At 67.8% G+C, this 22,011-nt stretch carries 17 protein-coding genes and 1 pseudogene; 8 read left to right on the forward strand and 10 right to left on the reverse strand.

Annotated elements, in window-relative coordinates:
• Positions 1 to 10 precede the first annotated feature (10 nt).
• Positions 11 to 5,191, reverse strand: a complete 5,181-nt coding sequence (locus ASE31_RS24825; RefSeq protein WP_057204697.1) for a PAS domain S-box protein — start codon at positions 5,189 to 5,191, stop codon at positions 11 to 13.
• Between the two features lie 90 nt (positions 5,192 to 5,281).
• Positions 5,282 to 6,454, reverse strand: coding sequence for an HD-GYP domain-containing protein (locus tag ASE31_RS24830; protein WP_057204699.1), 1,173 nt, complete (start codon positions 6,452 to 6,454; stop codon positions 5,282 to 5,284).
• Positions 6,455 to 6,709: 255 nt separating this feature from the next.
• Between ASE31_RS24830 and ASE31_RS32810 the strand changes: the two are divergent.
• The 6 genes and pseudogenes from ASE31_RS32810 to ASE31_RS24855 form a co-directional block, all read left to right on the forward strand.
• Positions 6,710 to 6,928, forward strand: a pseudogene (locus tag ASE31_RS32810) (metallophosphoesterase); the annotation flags it as partial.
• A gap of 100 nt (positions 6,929 to 7,028) precedes the next feature.
• Positions 7,029 to 7,505, forward strand: coding sequence for a hypothetical protein (locus ASE31_RS32815; RefSeq protein WP_235514765.1), 477 nt, complete (start codon positions 7,029 to 7,031; stop codon positions 7,503 to 7,505).
• Positions 7,506 to 7,830: 325 nt separating this feature from the next.
• Positions 7,831 to 9,105: an aromatic ring-hydroxylating dioxygenase subunit alpha gene (locus ASE31_RS24840; protein WP_057204701.1), complete on the forward strand. Its 1,275-nt coding sequence runs from the start codon at positions 7,831 to 7,833 to the stop codon at positions 9,103 to 9,105.
• Between the two features lie 51 nt (positions 9,106 to 9,156).
• Positions 9,157 to 10,143 (forward strand): tripartite tricarboxylate transporter substrate binding protein, encoded by a 987-nt coding sequence (locus tag ASE31_RS24845; protein ID WP_057204703.1) that lies wholly within the window; start codon positions 9,157 to 9,159, stop codon positions 10,141 to 10,143.
• Positions 10,144 to 10,147: 4 nt separating this feature from the next.
• Positions 10,148 to 10,930, forward strand: a complete 783-nt coding sequence (locus tag ASE31_RS24850) for an SDR family NAD(P)-dependent oxidoreductase (protein ID WP_057204705.1) — start codon at positions 10,148 to 10,150, stop codon at positions 10,928 to 10,930.
• A gap of 7 nt (positions 10,931 to 10,937) precedes the next feature.
• Positions 10,938 to 11,915 carry a PDR/VanB family oxidoreductase gene (locus ASE31_RS24855; protein WP_057204706.1) on the forward strand — a complete coding sequence of 326 codons (978 nt, stop codon included), beginning with the start codon at positions 10,938 to 10,940 and terminating at the stop codon, positions 11,913 to 11,915.
• A 67-nt stretch (positions 11,916 to 11,982) separates the two neighbouring features.
• Here the strand turns inward: ASE31_RS24855 and ASE31_RS24860 are convergent, their stop codons facing one another.
• The 4 genes from ASE31_RS24860 to ASE31_RS24875 all read right to left on the reverse strand — a co-directional run bounded on the left by ASE31_RS24860 (position 11,983) and on the right by ASE31_RS24875 (position 16,956).
• Positions 11,983 to 12,795, reverse strand: a complete 813-nt coding sequence (locus ASE31_RS24860; RefSeq protein ID WP_082604361.1) for a class II aldolase/adducin family protein — start codon at positions 12,793 to 12,795, stop codon at positions 11,983 to 11,985.
• 11 nt (positions 12,796 to 12,806) lie between these two features.
• Positions 12,807 to 13,799: a tripartite tricarboxylate transporter substrate binding protein gene (locus tag ASE31_RS24865; RefSeq protein ID WP_057204708.1), complete on the reverse strand. Its 993-nt coding sequence runs from the start codon at positions 13,797 to 13,799 to the stop codon at positions 12,807 to 12,809.
• 69 nt (positions 13,800 to 13,868) lie between these two features.
• Positions 13,869 to 15,488 carry a benzoylformate decarboxylase gene (mdlC, locus tag ASE31_RS24870; RefSeq protein WP_057204710.1) on the reverse strand — a complete coding sequence of 540 codons (1,620 nt, stop codon included), beginning with the start codon at positions 15,486 to 15,488 and terminating at the stop codon, positions 13,869 to 13,871.
• A gap of 22 nt (positions 15,489 to 15,510) precedes the next feature.
• The gene (locus ASE31_RS24875) at positions 15,511 to 16,956 is read right to left on the reverse strand and encodes an aldehyde dehydrogenase family protein (RefSeq protein ID WP_057204712.1); all 1,446 of its coding nucleotides are present in this window, start codon (positions 16,954 to 16,956) and stop codon (positions 15,511 to 15,513) included.
• A gap of 103 nt (positions 16,957 to 17,059) precedes the next feature.
• Between ASE31_RS24875 and ASE31_RS24880 the strand changes: the two genes are divergently transcribed.
• Both ASE31_RS24880 and ASE31_RS24885 read left to right on the forward strand, forming a co-directional pair.
• On the forward strand, positions 17,060 to 17,971 hold the full coding sequence (locus ASE31_RS24880; RefSeq protein ID WP_057204714.1) for a LysR family transcriptional regulator: 912 nt from the start codon (positions 17,060 to 17,062) through the stop codon (positions 17,969 to 17,971).
• A gap of 57 nt (positions 17,972 to 18,028) precedes the next feature.
• On the forward strand, positions 18,029 to 18,832 hold the full coding sequence (locus ASE31_RS24885) for an IclR family transcriptional regulator (RefSeq protein WP_082604365.1): 804 nt from the start codon (positions 18,029 to 18,031) through the stop codon (positions 18,830 to 18,832).
• 9 nt (positions 18,833 to 18,841) lie between these two features.
• Here ASE31_RS24885 and ASE31_RS24890 read toward each other — a convergent pair whose 3' ends face one another.
• From ASE31_RS24890 to ASE31_RS24905, 4 genes are read right to left on the reverse strand one after another with little or no spacing between them, the layout of a single operon-like run.
• Positions 18,842 to 19,162 carry a type II toxin-antitoxin system YafQ family toxin gene (locus ASE31_RS24890; RefSeq protein ID WP_057204716.1) on the reverse strand — a complete coding sequence of 107 codons (321 nt, stop codon included), beginning with the start codon at positions 19,160 to 19,162 and terminating at the stop codon, positions 18,842 to 18,844.
• Complete coding sequence (locus tag ASE31_RS24895; RefSeq protein ID WP_057204718.1) at positions 19,134 to 19,412, reverse strand: type II toxin-antitoxin system RelB/DinJ family antitoxin; 279 nt, start codon at positions 19,410 to 19,412, stop codon at positions 19,134 to 19,136. Before ASE31_RS24895 ends, ASE31_RS24890 begins: the two co-directional genes overlap by 29 nt.
• 55 nt (positions 19,413 to 19,467) lie before the next feature.
• On the reverse strand, positions 19,468 to 20,817 hold the full coding sequence (gudD, locus tag ASE31_RS24900) for a glucarate dehydratase (protein WP_057204720.1): 1,350 nt from the start codon (positions 20,815 to 20,817) through the stop codon (positions 19,468 to 19,470).
• A gap of 49 nt (positions 20,818 to 20,866) precedes the next feature.
• The gene (locus tag ASE31_RS24905; RefSeq protein ID WP_057204721.1) at positions 20,867 to 21,838 is read right to left on the reverse strand and encodes a tripartite tricarboxylate transporter substrate binding protein; all 972 of its coding nucleotides are present in this window, start codon (positions 21,836 to 21,838) and stop codon (positions 20,867 to 20,869) included.
• Between the last annotated feature and the right edge of the window lie 173 nt (positions 21,839 to 22,011).

Raw genomic sequence — 22,011 nt, forward strand, 5'->3', positions numbered from 1 at the left:
TCGGCGGGGTTCAGCCAGGGTGCGCGGGGGCCAGGGCCCCCAGCGCCTCCAGGGCACGGTCGAAATCGATGCGCTCGATGGCCCGGTTCACGGCAGACAGGGCATCGGCAAGCGGGTCGCCGTCCGCCGCCAGCCGTGACACCAGGGCCTCCAGCACGTCGCCCGCGTCGGCGTCGCTGTCCCCCAGCAGCTTGCGCAGGCGCACCAGCAAGGCTTCGGCCTCGGCAGAGCGCGCCACGGCCGGGGCAGGTGCCGGCACGGCCTGTGCGGTGCTGGCCCCGCTGTCCAGGCCGGACGCCTGCAGCGCCTCGATCAGCGGGCGCAGCAGCACCCCCAGCTCGGCCAGCAGCTCCCCGGCCACCGGCGCACGCGCCTCGTGGGCGCCTTCGGCCTCCAGCGCCCCCGCGGCCGATGCGAGCGGCCTGGCACCGATGGTGCCCGCAGCGCCCTTGAGGGTGTGGGCCAGCCGCGTGGCCAGCGGCCAGTCGCCCTGCTGCACGGCGTCGGCCATGGCCTGCTCGAAGCCCGTGTATTCTTCGAGGAACATGCCCAGCAGGCGGCGGTACAGGCGCCGGTCGTTCTGAACGATGCCGAGCCCGACGGCCTGGTCCACGCCGGGCAATTGCGGCAGGTCTGGATCGGCCGCTTTGGCGGTCGGGCGCAGAGGACTACCCTGCACCAGAGCAGGCGCGGCAGGCTTGATCCAGCGCGCCATGCAGGCAAACATTTCCTCCACCCGCAGGGGCTTGGGGATGTGGTCCACCATGCCGGCCTCGATCACCTTCTCCCGGTCACCGGCCATGGCGTTGGCCGTCATGGCGATGATGGGCAGGTCGGCGAACTGCGGCAGCGAGCGCAGGTGGCGGGTGGCCGTGTAGCCGTCCATCACCGGCATCTGGCAGTCCATCAGCACGCCATCGAACTTGGGGTCCGCAGCGAGCAGGTCCAGCGCCTCCTGGCCGTTGTTGGCCAGCACCACCTCCATGCCGGCCTGGCGCAGCAGCTCCATGGCAAGCTCCTGGTTCAGCGCGTTGTCTTCGACCAGCAGCACGCGCGCGCCCTTGAGCTGCTGCAGGTGCTCGGTCTGCCCCTGGGCCCGGGTCGTCACCCGGTCGGACACCAGGCGCCCGCGGCCCAGCGCCTCGCCCACGGCCTCGAGCAGGGTCGAGGCCGTGACCGGCTTGGTGAGCACCGCGTTCACCCGCGCGCCCCGGCTGTGCACCGCGTTCATGGCCTCTTCGCGGCCGAAGGCGGTCACCATGATCACCGCCGGGGCCGCGCCCCCCTTGAGCGCCTGCATCCGGCGCACGGTCTCGGCGCCGTCCATGCGCGGCATCTTCCAGTCCATCAGCACCAGGTCGTAGGCGAGCGAGCGGCTGTCGGCGCCCTCCACCATGCGCAGCCCTTCCTCGCCATCTCGGGCCATGTCCACCTCCAGGCCGAAACGGCGCGCCATGGTCGACAGGATCTCCCGGGCTGCGGCGTTGTCATCCACCACCAGGACTCTCAGGCCCAGCAGTTCATTGGCATCGAACATGCGCCGGGGCATGGGCTGCGCCTGCAGGCCAAAGTGCACATGGAAGTGGAAGGTCGAGCCCTGCCCCTCGGTGCTCTCCACCCAGATGCGGCCTTTCATCAACTCCACCAGGGTCTTGGAGATCGCCAGGCCAAGGCCCGTGCCCCCATAGCGGCGGGTAGTGGAGCTGTCGGCCTGGCTGAACGACTGGAACAGCCGGGCGCACTGCTCGGGCGTCATGCCGATGCCCGAGTCCTTGACCCAGAAGTGCAGCTCGACGTCACCACCTGGCTCGCCCTGCTGGCCGGCCAGCTCGATCCCCAGCACGATCTCCCCCTGCTCCGCGAACTTCACGGCATTGCTGCCCAGGTTGGCCAGGATCTGGCCCAGGCGCAGCGGATCGCCGACCAGCGCGGTGGGCACGTCGTCCGCGGTGCTGAACAGCAGCTCCAGGCCCTTGTCCTCGGCCTTCATGCCGATCAGGTTGGCCACGTGGTCCAGCACATCCTCCAGGCGGAAGTCGACCTGCTCCATGGACATCTTGCCGGCTTCGATCTTGGAGAAGTCGAGGATGTCGTTGATGATGCCCAGCAGGCTTTCGGCCGCCCGGTTGACCTTCTCGATGTAGTTGCGCTGCTTGTTGTCCAGCGCCGTCTGCAGGGCCAGGTGCGACATGCCGATGATGGCGTTCATCGGCGTGCGGATCTCGTGGCTCATGTTGGCCAGGAACTCGCTCTTGGCCCGGGTTGCGTCCTCCGCCATCTCCTTGGCGCGCCGGATGTCCTCTTCCGACTTCTTGCGGTCCGTCACGTCGAAGGCAATGCTGCACAGGCCCGAGATCTCGTCGCCCTGGCGCATCGGCACCTTGGTGACCTGGAAGTGGCGCTCTTCGCCATCCTCGCCCGCCACCTCCTCGGTGACCATGAGCTGCCCCGCCTCCAGGGCCTGCATGTCCAGCGCATGGTAGGACTGACCGCGCCCGGACGGGTCCACCTCGATGGCCGAGTGCCCCAGCACCCGTGCCCGCGCCAGGCCGGTCGCACGCTCCCAGTCGGAGTTCACGTAGGTGTAGGCGCCCTGCACATCCTTGACGTAGATGGCGGAGTTGATGTTTTCCAGCACGGCCTCCATGAACTGGCGGCTGCGCTGCACTTCCTGCTGGGCCTCCTTGCGCCCGGTCACGTCCAGCAGCATCCACACCGTGCCCTTGCCCAGGTCGCCCGGGTCGATGGCCGCGCCGCTGAGCTGGCACCAGAAGCGCGTGCCATCGGCACGCACCAGTTCCTCCTCGCGGTGGTGCTTTTCGCCGCGGGACAATTGCTCGTAGATTTCGCTGATGACCAGGTCGAAGGTTTCGTCGGACGCATACCAGGCACGCGGGGACTGGCCCAGCTGCCCGGTGCCGAACAGGGCGTCGAGCTGGCTGTTTCCGCGCACGACCACGCGGTCCCTGATGAAGGCGATGCCCAGCGTGGTGGCCTCGAACATGGCGGTCTGCTCGGCATTGGCCAGGCGCATGGCCTCCTGGGACTTCTTGTGCTCGGTGATGTCGGTGGCGATGCCGCAGATGCCATAGATCTCCCCGGCCTCGTTGACCAGCGGTGTCTTGGTGGTCATGAACGAGCGCTGCTCCGAGCCATCGGCCGTGGGGATGATCTCCTCGTAGGTGATGGCCTCGCCCCCGTTCAGCACCCGATTCTCCACCGCGACGATCTTGTCCGCCATCTCCTTGGGCCACAGGTCGTACGCGCTTTTCCCCAGGACCTCCTGCTCACTGACACCCACGTATTTCGCGTAGGTGGCGTTCAGCAACTGGTAGCGGCCTTCGCGGTCCTTGAGGGTGATGATGGAGCCGATGCCGTCCACCAGGGTGCGGATCTGGCGCTGGCTGTTGCGCACTTCCTGCTCCACCCGGTTGCGATCGGTCACGTCGCGCACGGAGGCGCATACGCAGACGCCATGGCCACCAATGGCCGGCAGGCGCGACAGGCCGACCTCCACCGGAAACTCGCTGCCATCCTTGCGCACGCCTTTCAGGCTGGAATTGTTGCCCCCCATGTTGCGCGGCAGCCCGACCGCCAGGAAGCCCTCGCGCAGGCCCGGGTGCCTTCCGCGGATGGCGGACGGCACCAGTATTTCCATGGGCTGGCCCACCAGCTCGTGCTCGGCATAGCCGAACAGGTCGAGCATGCGCGGGTTGACCATGATCACCGTGCCGTGCTCGTCCGTGACCATCAGGCCATCGGGTGCGGATTCGATGATGCCGTGGTACCAGGCCTCGGTGGCGGCGATGGAATCCTTTTGCTCGGCCAGCTCATGGGCCTGCCGCTCCAGCGTCTGCGCCTGCGCCTGCGTCTCCTCCAGCAGCCGGTGGGTGGCCACGTTGCGCTCCAGGATCTCCAGGTTGGCGGCCAGCGCGGGCATCAGTGCGTCGAGCAGGGCCTGCTGCGCGGGCGAGAAGGCCTCGAAGCTGGCGATCTCCAGAACGCCCAGCAACTCGTCGCCGCGCTGGATCGGCAGCACGCAGATGCACCGGGGCGCAGCATCGCCCAGGGCCGAGCCGATGCGTACGTAGTCGGCAGGGGGCTGCCTGAGCGTGATGGCGTTGCGCTCCATCGCGCACTGGCCCACCAGGCCCTGGCCCAGCTGGATGTACTGCTCCAGCGACTTGCGTTCGCGGTGGGCAAAGCCGGTCAGCAAGCGCAGGCGGCGCTGGTTCTTCTCGTAGATATAGAGAACCCCGTGCCCTATGTCCAGCAGCGGTGCGGAGAGTGCGAAAAAGCGCTGCGCCAGCTCCACGAAGGACCGGGTCGACTGCAATTCGGCCGAGACGGACGCCGTGTGCGTCTTCACCCACCGCTCTACCTCCAGCTCGCGGGCCCCCTGCTGCAGCACGGCCACGGCGCGCGCCAGTGCGCCCAGGTCGCTGCGGTGCGTGGTATGGGGCACCTCCTGCAGCAGGTCACCGTCGGCAATGCGCTCCACCGCCGTGCGCAGCTCGAAGGCCGGCACGCGGATGGACCGAGCGATCAACCATGCAAAGAGCACGCTGAACAGCGCCCCCCCGGCAAGCAGCACGCCGCCGTTCAGCCGCGTCTGCTGTGCCTGCTCCTGCACCGACCTGAGCGTGGAGCGGGCTCCATCCTCTTTGGTCGCAGCCACGGCTTCCATCGACTGCGCCACGGTGTCGCCCACCACCCCGAACTCGCGGCTGGCGGCCCGCCTTCGCGCCTCCTCCAGTTGCCCTTGGTTGGCAAGCTCCAGCAACTGCTCGATGCTCTTGCGGTACACCGCATAGTTCTGCTCGAAGGTCAGCAGGTTGCGCGTGTTGTCTTCGCGGATGATGCGCCCGCGCAGCTCGCCAAGCTCGCGCAAGATGTCCCGGTGCGATTGGTCCAGCTTCTCCAGGGCCTGCGCCCGGTCGGCCGCCTCCGTGGTGAGCAGGGCGTTGCGCAGGTAGCGGCCCATGCTGGCATAGTGGAACTGGATCGCGCGGGCGTTGGAGATGCCCTGCAGGTCCTTTTCATACATGGCCTGGATGTCGTTATTGACGCGGGCCACCGTCTGCATGCCCAGCACGCTGAGCACGGCGGTCATGACGAGGATGACGAAGAAGGCAAATGCCAGCTTCGCGGTCAGCGAAGACCGGTGGTAGTGCTGCACAAGCGCATTCATGAAACGCATTCCTCTCTGCACCAGCGCGGAGTCTGGCCCGGCGACCGGCCGCCGGTGGCTGTCATGGATGGAGCACGGACCAGGCCATGCTCAGGGCGTGGGTGGGCTGGCCGGCGTCGTCGCCAGCTCCAGGTGCCGGGCCTTCTCGGCCATGTCCGCATCGCTGTCGGCAAACTTCTGCGCAATGCGCTGGAACTCGTCGAGCATGCCGAGGAAGGCGTCCAGGATGTCCGGGTCGAAATGCGAACCCCGGCCCTCGCGCATGATGTCCACCGCCTTTGCGTGCGGCATGCCTTCCTTGTAGACACGGCGGCTGATCAGTGCGTCGTAAACGTCGGCCACGGCCATGATGCGCGCCGACAGCGGAATCGCCTCGCCCGCCAGGCCCTGCGGATAGCCGCTGCCGTCCCACTTCTCCTGGTGGCCGTAGGCGATCTCTTTGGCGTACTGCAAAAACTCCACCGGCATGCCCAGCTGGTCCTCGGCGTGCTGTATCGCGTCCCGGCCCAGGGTGGTGTGGGTCTTCATCACCTCGAATTCGTGCGGCTCGAAGCGCCCGGGCTTGAGCAGGATCCGGTCCGGGATGCCGACCTTGCCGATGTCGTGCAGGGGCGCCGACTTGTAGAGCATGTCGATCACATGGTCGCTCAGCGCCGCGCTGAAGCGGGGGTGGTCTTTCAGCGCCGTGGCCAGCGCCCGCACGTAGTGCTGCGTGCGGCGGATGTGGTTGCCGGTTTCGTTGTCGCGGGTTTCGGCCAGGGAAGCCATGGCCAGGATGGTCACGTCCTGGATCGCAGCCAGTTCGCGTGTGCGTTTTTGCACCTCGGTCTGCAAGAATTGGTTCTGGTCGCGCAGGAAGTCGGCGCCCGCCTTGGCCTGCAACTGCGTGGCCACGCGCGCCAGCACAATGGGCGGGTTGATGGGCTTGGTGATGAAATCGGCCGCGCCCAGCGCCAGCCCCACTTTCTCGTCCTCGGTCCCCGTCATGGCGGTCAGGAAGATGATGGGAATGTCGCGCGTGGCGGGCGCCTCCTTGAGCTGGCGGCACACCTCGTGGCCCGACATGCCGGGCATCATCACGTCCAGCAGGATCAGGTCGGGCGGGGGCGTGCTGCGCGCGATCTGCAAGGCCTTTTCGCCCGAGCCTGCCAGCTTCACGCGGTACTGGTCCTTGAGCAGGCCGGACAGTACCCACAGGTTGTCGGAAGAATCATCGACAGCAAGTATCAGTGGGCGCAACGCTTCTCCCAATGGTTCTGGCATCACCCGCTCCCTTTATTTATAGGCACTCCACTGACACCACTATCTCCTACCCTTGCCGGTTTGACAAGCATCGCTTGTCCATCCGCGCGGTATGCGTTGTACCAAGGTGCACACCGGCGGGCCACCATGTTCCGTACGCCTTAGGCCGTATTCAGCAGCACGCGTCCATTCCCCATACTCCGCAATACGGACACACCGGCACGTGGGTGCAGCGCCAGCCACTCCAGCGCATCCGCACCACCCACGATCTTCCCCATGCTCATCGCCCAGCTTTCAGACCCCCATGTGCGCGAAGCCGGCGTTTTCTACCAGGGCGTGGTGGACTCGAACCGCATGTTCGCCCAGGCCCTCGCGCACCTCACCACGCTGGACCGCCGGCCCGACCTGATCGTGCTGACCGGTGACCTGGTGGACCATGGCCGGCCTGCGGAGTACCAGCAAGTGCGGCGTCTGCTGGCTGCGACCACCATCCCCTGGCTGGCGATGGCCGGCAACCACGACGAGCGCGAGGCCTTTCGCACCGCGTTCCACGACCAGGCGTACCTTCCCCCGCGCAGGCGCGCTGCATTTCTGCGTGGACGACCACCCGGTACGCATCGTCGCCGTGGACTCGTGCATCCCCGGGCGGCAGCATGGCCGGGTGGATGCGGCGGCGCTGGCCTGGCTCGACGCCATCCTGTCGGAAGCACGCGACAAGCCCACCTTGCTGATGCTGCACCACCCGCCCTTCATGAGCGGCATCCCTTACATGGACGAATACCGCTGCATGGACGCCGACGGCCTTGAAGCGGTGGTGCGCGCCCACCCGCAGGTGGAGCGCGTGCTGTGCGGCCATGTGCACCGCAGCATGCTGCGGCGCTGGGCGGGTACGGTGGTGTGCACCGCGCCCAGCACCACCACCGAGATCTGCCTACAGCTGCGCCCGGATGCGGCACCTGCCTCGGTCGTCGGCCCTGCGGGCTGCCTGCTGCACCTGTGGGACCCGGTGCACGGCATGGTCAGCCACCTGAGCCACATCGGGCGCTTTGAGGGGCCCTACCCGTTTGCGTAGCCCCCTGGGCGCGCCAGGCCTCCAGCCTGCGAGCCAAGCAAACGGCTGCGGGCACTGAAGCCGAAGCCCTTCGGAGCACAGGGCATGCACCGGTGGCCTTGTCGCCCAGAGAGCGCGCCATGCCCTGGGCAAAGCACTGCCGGCTTCGGCGCACACCCCACACCCCACACCCCACCTTCGGCCATGCAGGGAGCTCTGCAGCAGACTATCCGCCTGATGGACACTTATCCAAAAATTTGACACAGATCAAATCATCCATAAAATGGACACAAGTCTCATCAGACGAACAATCTATTCCAACCCACCGACCCCCACGGAGACGACTGTGAACAAGGAAATGTCTGAAACGCTCACCCGCGTAGGCCCCGGTACGCGCATGGGCAACCTGATGCGCCGCTACTGGGTGCCTGCTCTGGCGTGCGCCGAAATACCCGAGCCCGATGGCCCGCAGGTGCGCGTGCAACTGCTGGGCGAAAAGCTGCTCGCCTTTCGCAACACCGACGGCCAGGCCTGCCTGATCGGCGAGTTCTGCTCGCACCGGGGCGTGTCGCTCTACTTCGGGCGCAACGAAGAGAACGGCATCCGCTGCGCCTACCACGGCGTCAAGTTCGACGGCAAGGGCCAGTGCGTGGACGTGCCCTCCTCGCCCCAGGCCTGCTCGCGCATGCACATCAAGGGCTACCCCTGTGTGGAGCGTGGCGGCATCGTCTGGGCCTACATGGGCCCGGCCGACCAGCAGCCCGCGCCGCCCGAGCTGGAGTGGTGCACCCTGCCGCCCGAGCATGTGTTCGTCTCCAAGCGCCTGCAGTACAGCAACTGGCTGCAGGCCATGGAAGGCGGCATCGACACGGCCCACGTCTCGTACGTGCACCGCTTCGAGGTGGACACCGACCCCATGCATCAGGGCGTGAAGGCGCTCGACTACATCAAGGCCGACGGCAACGTGAAGTTCGAGATCGAGCAGACCCCCTTCGGGCTGAGCCTGTTCGGGCGGCGCAACGGCGAGGCCGATTCGTACTACTGGCGCATCACGCAGTACCTGTTCCCGTGGTTCACGCTGATCGCGCCGTTCGGCGAGCACGCGCTGGGCGGCCATGTGTGGGTGCCCATCGACGACCACAGCTGCTGGGCCTGGAGCATCAACTGGCAGCCTGCCCACCCGCTCACCGCCGAGGAGCGCACTGCGATGGAGGAAGGCAAGGGCATCCACGTCGAGTACGAGGCGCCGGGCAGCTTCGTCCCCAAGGCCAACCGCGACAACGACTACGGCATGGACCGCGTGGCCCAGCGCGAGGACCGCTCCTACAGCGGCATCTTCGGATTCTCGGCGCAGGACTACTCGCTGCAGGAGAGCATGGGTTCCATCCAGGACCACGAGGCCGAGAAGCTGCTGCCCACCGACAAGGCCATCGTCATGGCCCGGCGCATGCTGCACGAGGCGGCCCTCGGCCTGGAGCAGGGCCAGACGCCACCGGCGCTCGACGCCAGCGCGCAGCACGTGCGCCCTGCCGGCGTGCTGCTGCCCAAGGACCAGGACCCCGTGGCCTGGGCGCGCGAGGAACTGGCCGACGCCACGAAGAAACCGGTCTTCAGCCTCTGACCCAAGCGCCCCAGCGGGGCGCCCGCACGATCGACCACTACGGAGACAACGATGAAATTCCCCACGAAACTGGCCTTCACCTTGGCCGCATGGGCCTGCGCGGCCACCGCCGCCTGGGCACAGACAGCCGCAGCCACCGACTGGCGCCCAACCAAGCCGGTGCGCATCGTCGTGCCCATCACCGGCAGCACCAACGACGTGCTGGCGCGCATGATTGCGCCCAAGCTGCAGGAGGCGATGGGCCAGCCCTTCTTCGTCGAGAACAAGCCGGGCGCGGGCGGCAACATCGGCGCCGCCGAAGTGAGCCGTGCGGCCCCGGACGGCCACACCCTGCTGATCGGCTACAACGGGCCGCTGGCCATCAATGTCACGCTGTTCGACAAGATGCCCTACGACCCGCAGAAGGACCTGGCGCCCATCACGCTGGCCGTGAAGTCGCCGCAGTACCTGGTGGTGAACCCGGACACCGGCATCACCGACGTGCGGGACTTCATCGCCAAGGCCAAGGCCGACCCGAAGAAGTTCGCCTACGGCTCGGTGGCCATGGGCAGCGCCTCGCACCTGACCATGGAGATGATGAAGTCGGCCGCTGGCTTCCAGATGACGCACGTGCCCTACCGCGGCGCAGGCCCGGCCATCACGGACCTGATCGCGGGCAATATCCAGGCCGGCTTCTTCGTGCCGGGCAATGTGCAGGGTTTCGTCAAGGAGGGGCGCCTGAAGCTGCTGGCTTCCACCGGTCCCAAGCGCTTTCCGAGCACGCCGGACGTCCCCACGCTGGCCGAGTCGGGCCTGAAGGATTTCGAGGCCACGTCGTGGATCGGCCTGCTCGCGCCGGCCAACACGCCGCCGGCCATCGTCAACAGCTACCACCAGGCGATGGTGCGCATACTGAACTCGCCCGACATCAGCAAGCGCCTGCAGGAGATGGAGTTCGAGGTCGTCGCCAGTACGCCCAAGCAGTTCAGCGACTGGATAGCCACCGAGATCACGCGCTGGGGCAAGGTCATCAAGGCCACCGGCGCCAAGGCAGAGTAAGACGATGCGCAACGAACTCCGACTCGCAGGGCGCACCGCCCTGATCACCGGTGCGGGCGCGGGCATCGGCGCCGCTGCGGCCCATCTCTTTTGCCGCGAAGGCGCCGCCGTGCTGCTGGTGGACGCCAACGGCGAGGCGCTCGAACGCACGCGGGCGGCCATCGAAGAGGCGCTGCCCGGCGCGCGGCTGGCCTGCGCCACGGCCGACGTGGCGGACGAGGCCGCCGCCCTGGCCGCCGTGCAGCAGTGCGCCACGCTGTGGGGTGGTCTCGACATCCTGGTGAACAACGCGGCCATGCGCAACTACAGCGCCGCTGCGGACGCCACGGCCGCCGAATGGCATGCCATGGTGGGCGTGAACCTGGTGGGCATGTCGAACTACTGCCGCGCGGCCCTGCCGGCGCTGCGCAAGGCGGGCACAGGCAGCATCGTCAACGTGTCATCCTGCTACGCCGTTACGGGCCGCAAGGGCATGGCACTTTACGACGCGACCAAGGCCGCCCAGCTGGCGTACACGCGCAGCCTGGCATTCGAAGAAGCGCCACACGGCGTACGCGCCAACGCGGTGTGCCCCGGCTCCACGCTAACCGACTTCCACGTCGGCCGCGCGCAGGGTTCGGGCAAGAGCGTCGAGCAACTGCGCACCGAGCGCAAGGACACCTCGCTGATCGGCCGCTGGGCATCGCCCGAAGAGATCGCCTGGCCCATCGTCTGGCTCGCATCCGGCGAAGCCTCGTTCATCACCGGCACCACACTGATGGTCGACGGTGGCCTGCACATCATGTGAGAGAGTCATGTCCTCCAGTTCCCTTCAGGCATTCGTTCACCAGCTGCGGTACGAGGCGGCGGGCACCGTCAGCGTGGAGCTGCGCCCGCTGGCGCCGGCCACGGCCTTCGCGCAGGCGGTCGAAGCCGGTGCCCACATCGACCTGCACCTGGCCGATGGCCTCACGCGCAGCTACTCGCTGACCAACCCCGGCGAAAGCCACCGCTACGTGGTGGCCGTGGCGCTGGACAAGGCCAGCCGCGGGGGCTCGCGCTTCGTGCACGAATCCCTGCGCGTGGGCCAGGCCATCGCCATCGGCGGGCCGCGCAACCACTTCGCGCTCGACGAGGCGGCGCCCTACAGCGTGCTCGTGGCGGGCGGGATCGGCATCACGCCCATCTACGCCATGCTGCAGCGTCTGGCCGCGCTCGGGTGCCCGGCCCACCTCATCTACTGCGCGGGCAGCCGCCAGAGCGCGGCCTTCGTGGCTGAGATCGAGTCGCTCGCCGCCGCATCCCAAGGCCGGCTCACGGTGGACTGGCATTTCAAGGACGAGCGCGGCACGCGCGCCGACCTGCCCCACCTGCTGGCCGGCCACCCCGCAGGCACGCACTTCTACTGCTGCGGCCCGTTGCCCCTGCTGGATGCCTATGAGCAGGCCTGCGAACGGCTGGGCTTGCCCCACGTGCACCTGGAGCGCTTTGCCGCCGCGCCGCTGGCCGCGCCCCAGACGCCCCAGGACGGCTACGCCGTGGAGCTGCGCAAGTCCGGCAAGACCGTGCACGTGGCGCCCGGCATCGCGCTGCTGGACGCACTGATCGACGCCGGCATGAACCCTGAATACAGCTGCCGCGAGGGCGTGTGCGGCGCCTGCGAGGTCAAGGTGATCTCGGGCGATGTGGACCACCGCGACCTGATCCTGAGCAAACAGGAGCAGGCGGCCAATCGGTCGATGATGGTCTGCGTCTCGGGCTGCAAATCGGGAAGCCTCGTGCTCGACTGCTGAACACCGCCACCCATGCAAACGCCGGCCGTTGCGCAATGCAACGGCCGGCGTTCCTTGTTGGCAAGCGTCAAACCAGCAGTTCTGGCTGCTCGGCAATCACCTTGTCCATCAGCGGCTGCATGGCGAACCAACCCGCACGGTGCGAGCCGACCTGGCGCGCCGTGGCGGCGGCCGTGGCCGCGTCGATCTCCACGGGCGCTCCGACCGCGCAGGCCAGCAGGTACTGCTCGAAGGCGCGCTCCATGCGCAAAAACCAGAACACCGCCTCGTCCACCGAATGGCCCACGGTGAAGTGCGCGTGGTTGCGGCAGATCACGGCCTTGCCTTGGCCAAGGCTCTGGGCGATGAGGTCGCCTTCGGACAGCTCGCTGGCTATGCCGCCATAGGCCTGCATGACGGCATGGTCGCCGTAGAACGCGCAGGCCTCCTGCGTGATGGGCGGCAGCGGCCGGCCCAGCGAGGCAAAGGCCGTACCGTAGCGCGAATGCGAGTGCGCTGCCGCCACCACATCGGGCCGCGCGCGGTGGATGCGCGAGTGGATGGAGAACGCCGCCGCATTCACCGGGTGCTTGCCCTGCACGATGCGCCCGTCGTGGTCGATAAGCACCAGGTCGGACACCGTGATGCGGCTGAAATGCACGCCCAGGGGGTTGACCCAGAAGTGGTCCGTGAGAATGGGGTCGCGCGCGCTGATGTGGCCCGCGATGCCGGCCTCAAAGCCATGCATCGCGAAGATGCGAAAGCCCGCAGCCAGGCGCTGCTTCAAGTGCAGGCGCTCGTCCTCCGGGCTGGCGAACACCGGTGGGGTGGGCCAGTTCAGGCCCGTGCTGGTGACCTGCAGCAGCACCTCGGGGGTGAATTTTTCGGTGGTGGCGGGCATCGCGTCGCCTTTCAATCGGCCTTCACGCCGCTGCGGCGGGCGGCCTCTTTCCAGCGCACGATCTCGCCGTCGATCTGCTCGGAGAACTGGGCCGGGCTGCTGGACGCGACGGGCGTCACCCCCAGGGCCTCTAGCCGCTGTTTGGCTTCCGCCGTGGCCGCGATGCGCTCCACCTCGGCATGCAGGCGCTTGACGATCTCGGGGGGCGTGCTGGCCGGCGCGAACAGTCCGCTCCAGAGCGTGACGGTGGCGTCGATGCCCAGTTCCTTCATCGTCGGCACGTCGGGGTACTGCTTCATGCGCTCGGCGGAGGTCACCGCCAGCGGTTTGGCCTTGCCGCTGTTGATGCCGGTGGCCGCCGGGCCTGCGTCGATGATGGTCATGGACACCGTCTTGGACATCACGGCCGTCACCGACTCCATGCTGCCCTTGTAGCCGATGTGCGAGAACTTCGCGCCCGTGGCCTCGTTGAACAGCTCGGTGATCAGCTGGAACGATGCCGCACTGGCCCCGTAGTTGGAGCGCTCGGGGTGGCGGATGGAGGCCTCCACCAGCTCCTTGACGTTGCGCGCCGGGTCGTCCTTGTTGGCGATCAGCACCAGCGGGAAGGTGCCGGTAAGCGAGATGGGCGCGAAGTCCGTGGGCTTGTAGGGCAGCTTCGAATACAGCGCGTGGTTGAACACCATGGGGCCGCTGGCGCCCATGAGCAGGGTGTAGCCATCGGGCTTGGCGCGCGCCACGGCCTGGGCACCGATGATGGAGGCGACCCCGGCGCGGTTCTCCACGATGACCGTCTGCTTGAGCACAGGCTGCAGCTTTTCGGCCAGGAAGCGCGCGATCACGTCGTTGGCGCCCCCGGGCGCATAGCCCACGATGATGGTGATGGGCTTGTCGGGCCACTGCGCCGCGGTGGCGCCCATGGAGGCGCCCATGGAAGTGGCCAGGCAGGTGAGTGCCAGGAGGGTCTTGGTGGCTCGGCCGAGCCCGGTGGTTGCGTGTGTCATGTGTCTCCTTTTTATGTATTCGGGGGAATGTCCGGTGGCGTCCCACCTATCGTGGCATGCGGCCTGCCATCAGGCCACTTCCACGTCGATGACGCTGGGGCCCTGGCGCTGCAGGGCCTGTGCAAGCGCTGGCTCGACCTGCTCCCAGCGGTCCACCTTCTCGCCAAAGCAGCCCTGCGACGTGGCCAGGCCGCTGAAATCGATGCCGGGGATGTCGATGCCGACCAGTTTTTCACTCGGCGCGAAGCCGAGCACGCCGGCAAAGCGCTTGAGCGCCGCATAGCGGCGGTTGTTGAGCACCACGAAGACCACGTTGGCGCCCTGCTGGGCAGCCGTCCACAGGCTCTGGATGCTGTACATGCTGGAGCCGTCGCCAATCACACAGATGACACGCCGGTCGCGCCGCGCCATGGCGATGCCCACGGCCGCCGGCATGCCGTAGCCCAGCCCGCCGCTGGCCATGGTGTAGAAGGTGCCGGGCTCGGTGATGGGCAGGTACTGGTGCATCACCACGCGGGCCGTCGGCGCCTCCTCGACGATGATGTCGCGCGCATCACGCAGCCGCGACAGGGTCTGCAGCACGTAGGCCACGCTGATGGGGCTGGTGCCCTCGGCCAGCGCGGGCCGGGGGCGGCGCGGCACGTCGGCCGCGAGCCGCTCGCCCAGGCCCTGCAGCAGCGCCTGCAGCCCCAGGCGCACGCTGCCCTGCACCGCAATGCCCTGGGGCACGGAGGCGGCGGCCTCGGCGTCGTCGGTCAGCACCGCCAGCATGGCGTCCTCGGGCAGGTGCGAGCCTTCGGTATCGCGCTCCACATGGTAGGTGAACGCAGGCCCGCCGACCACCAGCACCAGGTCATGGCCGTGCAGTTGCTCACGAATGGCCGCCGCCGAGGCGGGCAGGAAGCCCTGGAAGTGGGGATGTGTCTCGGGGAAGGAGGCGCGCGAGGACATGGGCGCCGCGAAGACGGCAGCCTGGCAAGCCTCTGCCAGCTGCACTGCTTCGGGCCAGGCCGACTCCCGATCAATGGCCGCGCCCACCACCAGGGCGACGCGCCGGCTTCTGCCGATCAGCGTGCGCAGCCGCTGGATCTGCGCCGGGTCGGGCGCCACTGCCTGGCTTACCTGCGCCGCCATCAGCGGCTGGCAGCCCCTGTCCCAGTCGTCGGAGGGCACCGACACCAGCACGGGGCCGCGTGGCTGCTGCATGGCGATGTGGTAGGCCTTGCGGATGGCTGCGGGCACGTCCTCCGCGCGCGCGGGTTCGATGCTCCACTTCACATAGGGCTGGGGCAGCTCGGCCGCGCGGCGCGAGTTCAGATACGGGTCGAAGGGCTGGATCGAGCGCGACTGCTGGCCCGCGATGATGACCAGCGGCGTCTGGTTCTTGAAGGCAGTGTAGATGTTGCCCATGGCGTTGCCCACGCCGGCAGCCGAGTGCAGGTTCACGAACGCGGCGTTGCCGCTGGCCTGCGCGTATCCGTCGGCCATGCCGACCACCGAGGCCTCCTGCAGGCCCAGCACGTACTCGAAATCGTCGGGAAAGTTGCGCACCATCGGCAGCTCGGTGGAGCCGGGGTTGCCGAAGATCTTCGTGCAGCCCACCTCGCGCATCAGGTGGTAGAAGGTGTCGCGCACGCTGGGCAGGGCCAGTCCCTGCAGGGCCTGGGTTGTAATTGGGGATGAATTCATCGGGTCGCTTTCTGCTGCGGGGTCACGCAATGTGGCTCTGGTAGACATGCTTGGTCACCAGGAAGTCGTTCATGCCCTCCACGCCATGCAGCCGGCCGTAGCCGCTGTCGCGCTCGCCGCCGGTCTCGATCTCGGCAAAGAGCTTGTTGTGCGCGTTGATCCAGACGCTGCCCGAGCGCAGCCGGCTGGCGACGCGCCGGGCCTTGCCCGCGTCGCCCGTCCAGACGCTGGCCGCCAGGCCATAGCGCGTGGCGTTGGCGCGCATGACGGCATCGTCCTCGTCCTTGAAGCGCTCGATCACCATCACCGGGCCGAACAATTCGTTCTGCACCAGCGGGCTGGCGAGGTCGTCCACGGCGATCAGGCTGGGGGCGATGAAAGCGCCTCGGGCCAGCGCACCGCCCGGCACCTCGCCGTGCACCAGCACCTTGCCCGAGGCGCCTGGCGCGCCCTCCACCAGCGCGCGGATGCGCTCGCGGTTGGCCACGTCGATCAACGGCCCCATGCCGGATGCGGGGTCCATGCCTGGGCCGGGCTGCACGCGGCTCATGGCCTCGGAGAGTTCGGCCGCAAAGCGGTCGTAGACCGATTCGTGCACCAGCACCCGGGCCAGCGCCGTGCACTGCTGACCCGACAGGATCAGCCCGCCCGCCAGCATGCCGCGCACGGTGGCGGCGATGTCGCAGTCGCCAAAGACCAAGCCAGCGGCCTTGCCACCCAGCTCCAGCGACAGGCGCGTGAGATTACCCGCCGTGGCCCGTGCGATGGCCTTGCCCACGGCGGTGGAGCCGGTGAAGCTGATCACACCCACGTCGGGCGACTCGCACAGCGCGCGCGCCACCTCGGCGCCGGACTCGGTGACGGTGTTGACCACGCCGGCCGGCACGCGCGGGTCGCACAGCACCGTCTCCAGCACCAGGTTGCTCACCAGCGCGGTCTGGTGCGCGGGCTTGACGACCACGGTGCAGCCGGCCGCCAGCGCGGGGCCCAGCGAGCGCACGAGCAAGGTCACCGGTGCGTTCCAGGGCACGATGATCACCGCCACGCCGGCCGCCTCGCGGTGCAGCGTGCTGAAGCAGCCCGGCTCGATCTCGACCACCCGCCCGAACAGGTTGCGCGCCAGGCCGGCGTAGTAGCGCAGCTCGGAAATGGCAGCGCCCACCTCGCCCAGGGCCTCGCGCAGCAGCTTGCCGTTCTGGGCCACCAGCAGGTGGGCCACCTGCTCGCGGCGCTCCTCCAGCCGGGTGGCGGCGGCCAGCAGCACCTCCGAGCGCAGCCGGGCATCGTGCTTCCAGGACGTGGCATGGAATGCGCGATCGGCGGCGGCGATGGCGGCCTGCGCGTCTGCGGCCGTGCCCTCCACGAACTCCCCGGCCGGCTCGCCCGTGGCGGGGTTCAGCGTGGTGCCGATGGCTCCGCGTGCGGGCACCCAGGCCCCGTCGATGTAATGCTGCGCCACCTTCGTCATGAGTCGTGTCTCCTGGTTGTCGTTCAGTTGCGCAGTATTGGCGGCAAGCCATCAACAATCCAATGAATAAAATGACTTAGCTATACAAAACAGGACATACCTCATGGACTGGACACAACGCATCCGCCTGCGCCACCTGCAGCTGCTGGTCAGCCTGGCCGAGACACAGAATGTGAGCCGCTCGGCCGAGCTGCTGCACATGACGCAGCCCGCGCTGTCCAAATGGCTCAAGGACCTGGAGGCCGACATCGGCGTGGTGCTGTTCGAGCGGCATGCGCGGGGCCTTCGGCCCACGCACTACTGCGAGGCACTGATCGAGCACGCCCGGCGCATCGGCGTGGACCTGGACCGGGCGCGCGACGAAATGGCGCTGCTGCTGGCCGGCAGCACCGGCTACGTGGCCATCGGCGGATCGGGGGCGACGATTGCCAGCACCGTGCCGGCCGCCGTGCTGGCCCTGCTGCAGGCCATGCCGCGCGCCCGCGTGGACATCTTCGAAGGCACGATGGACCGGCTGATGGAAATGCTGGGCCGGCGCGAACTCGACATCGCCGTGGGCCGCTACCAGCCCCAGTACCTGACGGCGCAGGTCGAGTCGGAAGCGCTCTATGACGAGCCCCTGCACTTCGTGGCGCGCAAGGGCCACCCGCTGCACCGCCTCAAGTCCATGGGCTGGGACGACCTGTACCGCTACCGCTGGGTGGTGTTCAGCCCCGACACCCCCGTACGCACCCTTCTCAACGAAGAGCTGCGCCTGGCCAACCGCAGCCTGCCGGCCGATGCGCTGCAGTCGAACTCGGTGTTCGCCAGCTTCTCGATGCTGACCGCCAGCGACATGGTGACCATCGCCTCAGAGCGCTCCATCGCACAGTACGAGCGCATGGGGGCGCTGAAAAGGCTGTCCATCCGCTTCAGCGCCGCCCCGCCGGTGATGATGTACTGGCGCCGCGACACCTCGCGCAGCGCCGCCATGGACATGGCCCTGCAGTGCCTGCGTGAACTCGAAGCTTCTTGAGGAAAATCGCCCCGGAATCGAGTCCGTCAGATGGACAATTCACGCTACAGTAGCACCATGAAAATACCCACTGCGTCGGCAGCCGATGCCGCTGCCGACACCGACAAATCCGAGGGCGGCGTGCGCGCCGTGCAGCGCGCGCTGGACATTCTGTTGGCCTTCAAGCCCGGCGACGATGGCCTGCTGGTGGCCGAGCTGCTCAAGCGCGTGGACCTGAGCCGCCCCACTCTGTACCGCCTGCTCGACACGCTGGACGCCAAGGGCTTTCTCAGCTCGCAGGGCGAGCCCCAGCGCTTTCGCCTGGGCCCTGCCGTGGCGCAACTGGCGCATGCCTGGTCGGCCGGCACCAGCTACGAGACCGTGGCCCAGCCCATGATGCGCAGGCTGTGGGAGACCACGCGCGAGACCGTGTCGCTGCACGTGCAAGAGGGCGTGGACCGCGTCTGCGTGGCCGAGCTGCCCAGTACCCAGCCGCTGAGCTTTCGCCGCGGCGTGGGCTACCGCGAAAAACTGGTGCGCGGCGCCAGCGGCCGCTCGATCCTGGCCTGGCTCAATGTCGACGCACGCGACCTGCCGGCGTATGGCGCGACCAGCGCGGCAGATGCGAAGCGGGTCACCGGCCAGCTCCAGCAGGTGCGCAGCGACGGCCACGCCACCAGCCGCGACGAACTGATCCAGGGCGCGGTCGCCATCGCCGCCCCGTTCTTCGAGAGCAGCGGCCGTGTGGTCGGTTCGCTCGGCCTGTTCGGCCCGAGCGCCCGGCTCAGCGAAGCGCTGGTGAAAGACTATGCCGCGCTGGTGCAGGAGGAAGCGCGGGCGCTGTCGGCGGCGCTGGGGTTTGCGGGGCACGGCACACGATAGCCCCGTGGATCATTCCTCGAACAGTTCGGAATGCGTACCCGTCCGCACGAAGATGATGGCATTGCCGTCCAGTTGGTAGATCAGCAGGAAGTCCCCGCCGATATGGCACTCGCGGTGGTCTGCCCAGTTGCCTTTGAGCGGATGGTCCAGCCACTCTGCGCCCAAAGGAGCGTCGTTGGCCACCAGCAATAGCATGGCCTCTTTCAGGCGCGCAAGGTCGTATCGGCCGGATCGGGAAAGACGTTCCCAGTCCTTGAGAAAAGCCTTGGTGTAGTCGCACGCCCTGGGTGGGGACGCCCGCTTACTGCTGGCGGGCTTTTTCGAGGTCATCGATCAGGGCGCTGGCGGAATCGAAACGCGCGGCACGGCTCTTGGCCATTGCGCGGGCCTCTTCCATGGCCGCCCGGGTCTCGCCGTTGGGCACCTTGAGTTCCAGCGGAAAGGCCTGGTCATTGACCACGCGTTTGAGCAGAATGCGCACGGCATCCGACACCGACAACCCCATGGCTGCCAATGCCTCGCCGGCTTGCGCCTTGATGTCGTCGTCCACGCGGACGTGGAGCATGCTGGAACGGGCCATGGTGTGATCCTTTGGCCCAATTTTGTATCTCTTTTGAGATACAGTCAAGAGCCCCTCAACGCACCATGCACGGCGCCTTGTTGTTGAACTTCCAGCCCGGAATCAGGTACTGCATGGCGATCGCGTCGTCGCGGGCGCCCAGGCCGTGCTCCAGGTACAGGCGGTGGGCACGCTCCACTTCTTCCATGTCCAGCTCCACGCCCAGGCCGGGCTTCTTGGGCAGCGCTATGAACCCGTCCTTGATCTGGAACGGCTCCTTGGTCAGGCGCTCGCCGTCCTGCCAGATCCAGTGCGTGTCGATCGCGGTCACACGGCCTGGGGCGGCGGCGCCCACGTGGGTGAACATGGCCAGCGAGACGTCGAAGTGGTTGTTCGAATGCGAGCCCCAGGTCAGGCCGAAGGCCTGGCACATCTGCGCCACGCGCACCGAGCCGGCCATGGTCCAGAAGTGCGGGTCGGCCAGGGGGATGTCCACCGACTGCAGGGCCAGGCTGTGCGCCATTTCGCGCCAGTCGGTGGCGACCATGTTGGTGGCGGTAGGCAGGCCCGTGGCGCGGCGGAACTCGGCCATCACCTCGCGGCCCGAGAACACGCCCTCGGCGCCGCAGGGGTCTTCGGCATAGGCCATCACGCCGTGCAGGTCGCGCGTGATGCGGATGGCGTCCTTCAGCAGCCAGCCGCCGTTGGGGTCCAGCGTCACGCGTGCCTCTGGAAAGCGCTCGTGCAGCGCACGGATGGCCTCGACCTCTTCTTCGCCGCGCAGCACGCCGCCCTTGAGCTTGAAATCGGCAAAGCCATACCGCTCGTAAGCGGCTTCGGCCAGGCGCACGATGCCATCGGCCGTCATGGCCTTCTCGTTGCGCAGGCGAAACCAGTCGTTGTCGGCACCGGGCTCGGTGCGGTAAGCCAGGTCGGTCTTGGCGCGGTCGCCCACGTAGAAAAGGTAGCCCAGCATCTGCACCGCATCGCGCTGTACGCCGTCGCCCAGCAGCGCGGCCACGGGCACGTTCAGGTGCTGGCCCAGCAGGTCCAGAAAGGCCGATTCCACCGCCGTCACGGCGTGGATGGTGATGCGCAGATCGAAGGTCTGCAGGCCGCGCCCACCCGCATCGCGGTCGGCAAACTGGGCGCGCATGGCGTTGAGCACGGCGTTGTGGTGGCCGATGGGCCGGCCCACGATCAGCGGGCGCGCGTCCTCGATGGTCTGGCGGATCTTCTCGCCGCCGGGCACCTCGCCCACCCCGGTATTGCCCGCGCTGTCGCGCAGGATGATCAGGTTGCGCGTGAAGAAGGGGCCGTGCGCGCCGCTCAGGTTCATGAGCATGCTGTCGTGGCCCGCCACGGGCACCACGCGCAGTTCGGTGACGACGGGGGTGCTGGTGGCAGAGGGGATGGAGGAGGTCATGGTGGTCAAAAGACAGTAAGGAGGCGCGCAGGGGCGCCCCCTGGGTTGCTCAATCTGCAGTGATCTTGCGGGTTTCTATGACGGTCTTCCAGCGTGCGAACTCGCGCGCCTGGTAGGCGGTGAAGGCTTCGGGCGTGCTGGCCACGATCTCCAGGCCCTGGTCGAGCATGCGCTTCTTCACCGCAGGGTCGTTCATGGCGGCGATGGCGGCGTCCGAGAGCTTCTTCTTCACGGCGGCGGGCAGGCCCTTGGGCGCGGCCATGCCCTGCCACGAATAGACCTCAGCACCGGCCACGCCGGCCTCGGCCAGGGTGGGCACGTCGGGCAGCACGGGGCTGCGCTTGTCACCGGTGACGGCAATGGCATGCAGCTTGCCGGCGCGGATGTGCGCGAGCACCGCGTTCACGTTCTGGAACGAGAACTCCACCTGCCCGCCCAGCAGGTCGTTGATGGCCGGGGCACCGCCCTTGTAGGGGATGTGCAGGCCTTCGGTGCCGCTTTGCTGCCAGAAGACTTCGGCCGAGAGGTGGTCCGACGAGCCGTTGCCCGAACTGGCAAAGCTCACCTTGCCGGGGTTGGCCTTGAGCTGGGCGATCACCTCCTTGACGGTGCGGGCCTTCTGGTTGGGTGCGGCCACCAGCACGTTGGGCGCCTGCACGGGCACGGTGATGTAGTCGAAATCCTTGAGCGCGTCGTACGGCACGCTCTTGAGCAGGTGCGGCGCCACGACGAAGGCGCCCAGGGACGACACCAGCAGCGTGTAACCATCGGGCGCGGCGCGCTTGACCGCACCGGCACCCAGCGTGCCCGTGGCACCGGGGCGGTTGTCCACCACGAAGCTCTGGCCCAGCTTCTCGCCCATTTGCAGGGCCATGGCGCGGGCCACCATGTCGGTGGAGCCACCGGCCGGGAACGGCACGACGATGGTCACGGGCTTCTCGGGCCAGGGGGTGGTCTGTGCCGTTGCGGCAAAAGCCAGGGTGCAGGCGCTGGCAAGCAGCAGCAGTTTTTTGACGAGCATGGTGGATGTCTCCGGAGGTGGTGGTGTTGTCGTTGCGGTAGCCCTCTGCGGGGCCTTGGGGGTTTGCGTGGGGCGGAGGCTGCGCATAGAGCGGATAACAAAACTCAGCGAAGCGGTTCTGGCTAGGCGCTGCGTCGTAGGCAGTACGAGTAGTACGACAAGACGCGGCAACG

Source organism: Acidovorax sp. Root217, assembly GCF_001428645.1.
Classification (GTDB): domain Bacteria; phylum Pseudomonadota; class Gammaproteobacteria; order Burkholderiales; family Burkholderiaceae_C; genus Acidovorax.

Excerpts from the sequence above, each read along its gene's own strand:
- ASE31_RS24845 (WP_057204703.1), top strand. The coding sequence starts at position 9,157 with ATGAAATTCCCCACGAAACTGGCCTTCACCTTGGCCGCATGGGCCTGC.
- ASE31_RS24875 (WP_057204712.1), bottom strand. The coding sequence starts at position 16,956 with ATGACGAAGGTGGCGCAGCATTACATCGACGGGGCCTGGGTGCCCGCA.
- ASE31_RS24880 (WP_057204714.1), top strand. The coding sequence starts at position 17,060 with ATGGACTGGACACAACGCATCCGCCTGCGCCACCTGCAGCTGCTGGTC.
- ASE31_RS24895 (WP_057204718.1), bottom strand. The coding sequence starts at position 19,412 with ATGGCCCGTTCCAGCATGCTCCACGTCCGCGTGGACGACGACATCAAG.
- mdlC (WP_057204710.1), bottom strand. The coding sequence starts at position 15,488 with ATGAATTCATCCCCAATTACAACCCAGGCCCTGCAGGGACTGGCCCTG.
- ASE31_RS24830 (WP_057204699.1), bottom strand. The coding sequence starts at position 6,454 with ATGCCAGAACCATTGGGAGAAGCGTTGCGCCCACTGATACTTGCTGTC.
- ASE31_RS24865 (WP_057204708.1), bottom strand. The coding sequence starts at position 13,799 with ATGACACACGCAACCACCGGGCTCGGCCGAGCCACCAAGACCCTCCTG.
- gudD (WP_057204720.1), bottom strand. The coding sequence starts at position 20,817 with ATGACCTCCTCCATCCCCTCTGCCACCAGCACCCCCGTCGTCACCGAA.
- ASE31_RS24825 (WP_057204697.1), bottom strand. The coding sequence starts at position 5,191 with ATGAATGCGCTTGTGCAGCACTACCACCGGTCTTCGCTGACCGCGAAG.
- ASE31_RS24855 (WP_057204706.1), top strand. The coding sequence starts at position 10,938 with ATGTCCTCCAGTTCCCTTCAGGCATTCGTTCACCAGCTGCGGTACGAG.
- ASE31_RS24885 (WP_082604365.1), top strand. The coding sequence starts at position 18,029 with ATGAAAATACCCACTGCGTCGGCAGCCGATGCCGCTGCCGACACCGAC.
- ASE31_RS24890 (WP_057204716.1), bottom strand. The coding sequence starts at position 19,162 with ATGACCTCGAAAAAGCCCGCCAGCAGTAAGCGGGCGTCCCCACCCAGG.
- ASE31_RS24850 (WP_057204705.1), top strand. The coding sequence starts at position 10,148 with ATGCGCAACGAACTCCGACTCGCAGGGCGCACCGCCCTGATCACCGGT.
- ASE31_RS24905 (WP_057204721.1), bottom strand. The coding sequence starts at position 21,838 with ATGCTCGTCAAAAAACTGCTGCTGCTTGCCAGCGCCTGCACCCTGGCT.
- ASE31_RS24860 (WP_082604361.1), bottom strand. The coding sequence starts at position 12,795 with ATGCCCGCCACCACCGAAAAATTCACCCCCGAGGTGCTGCTGCAGGTC.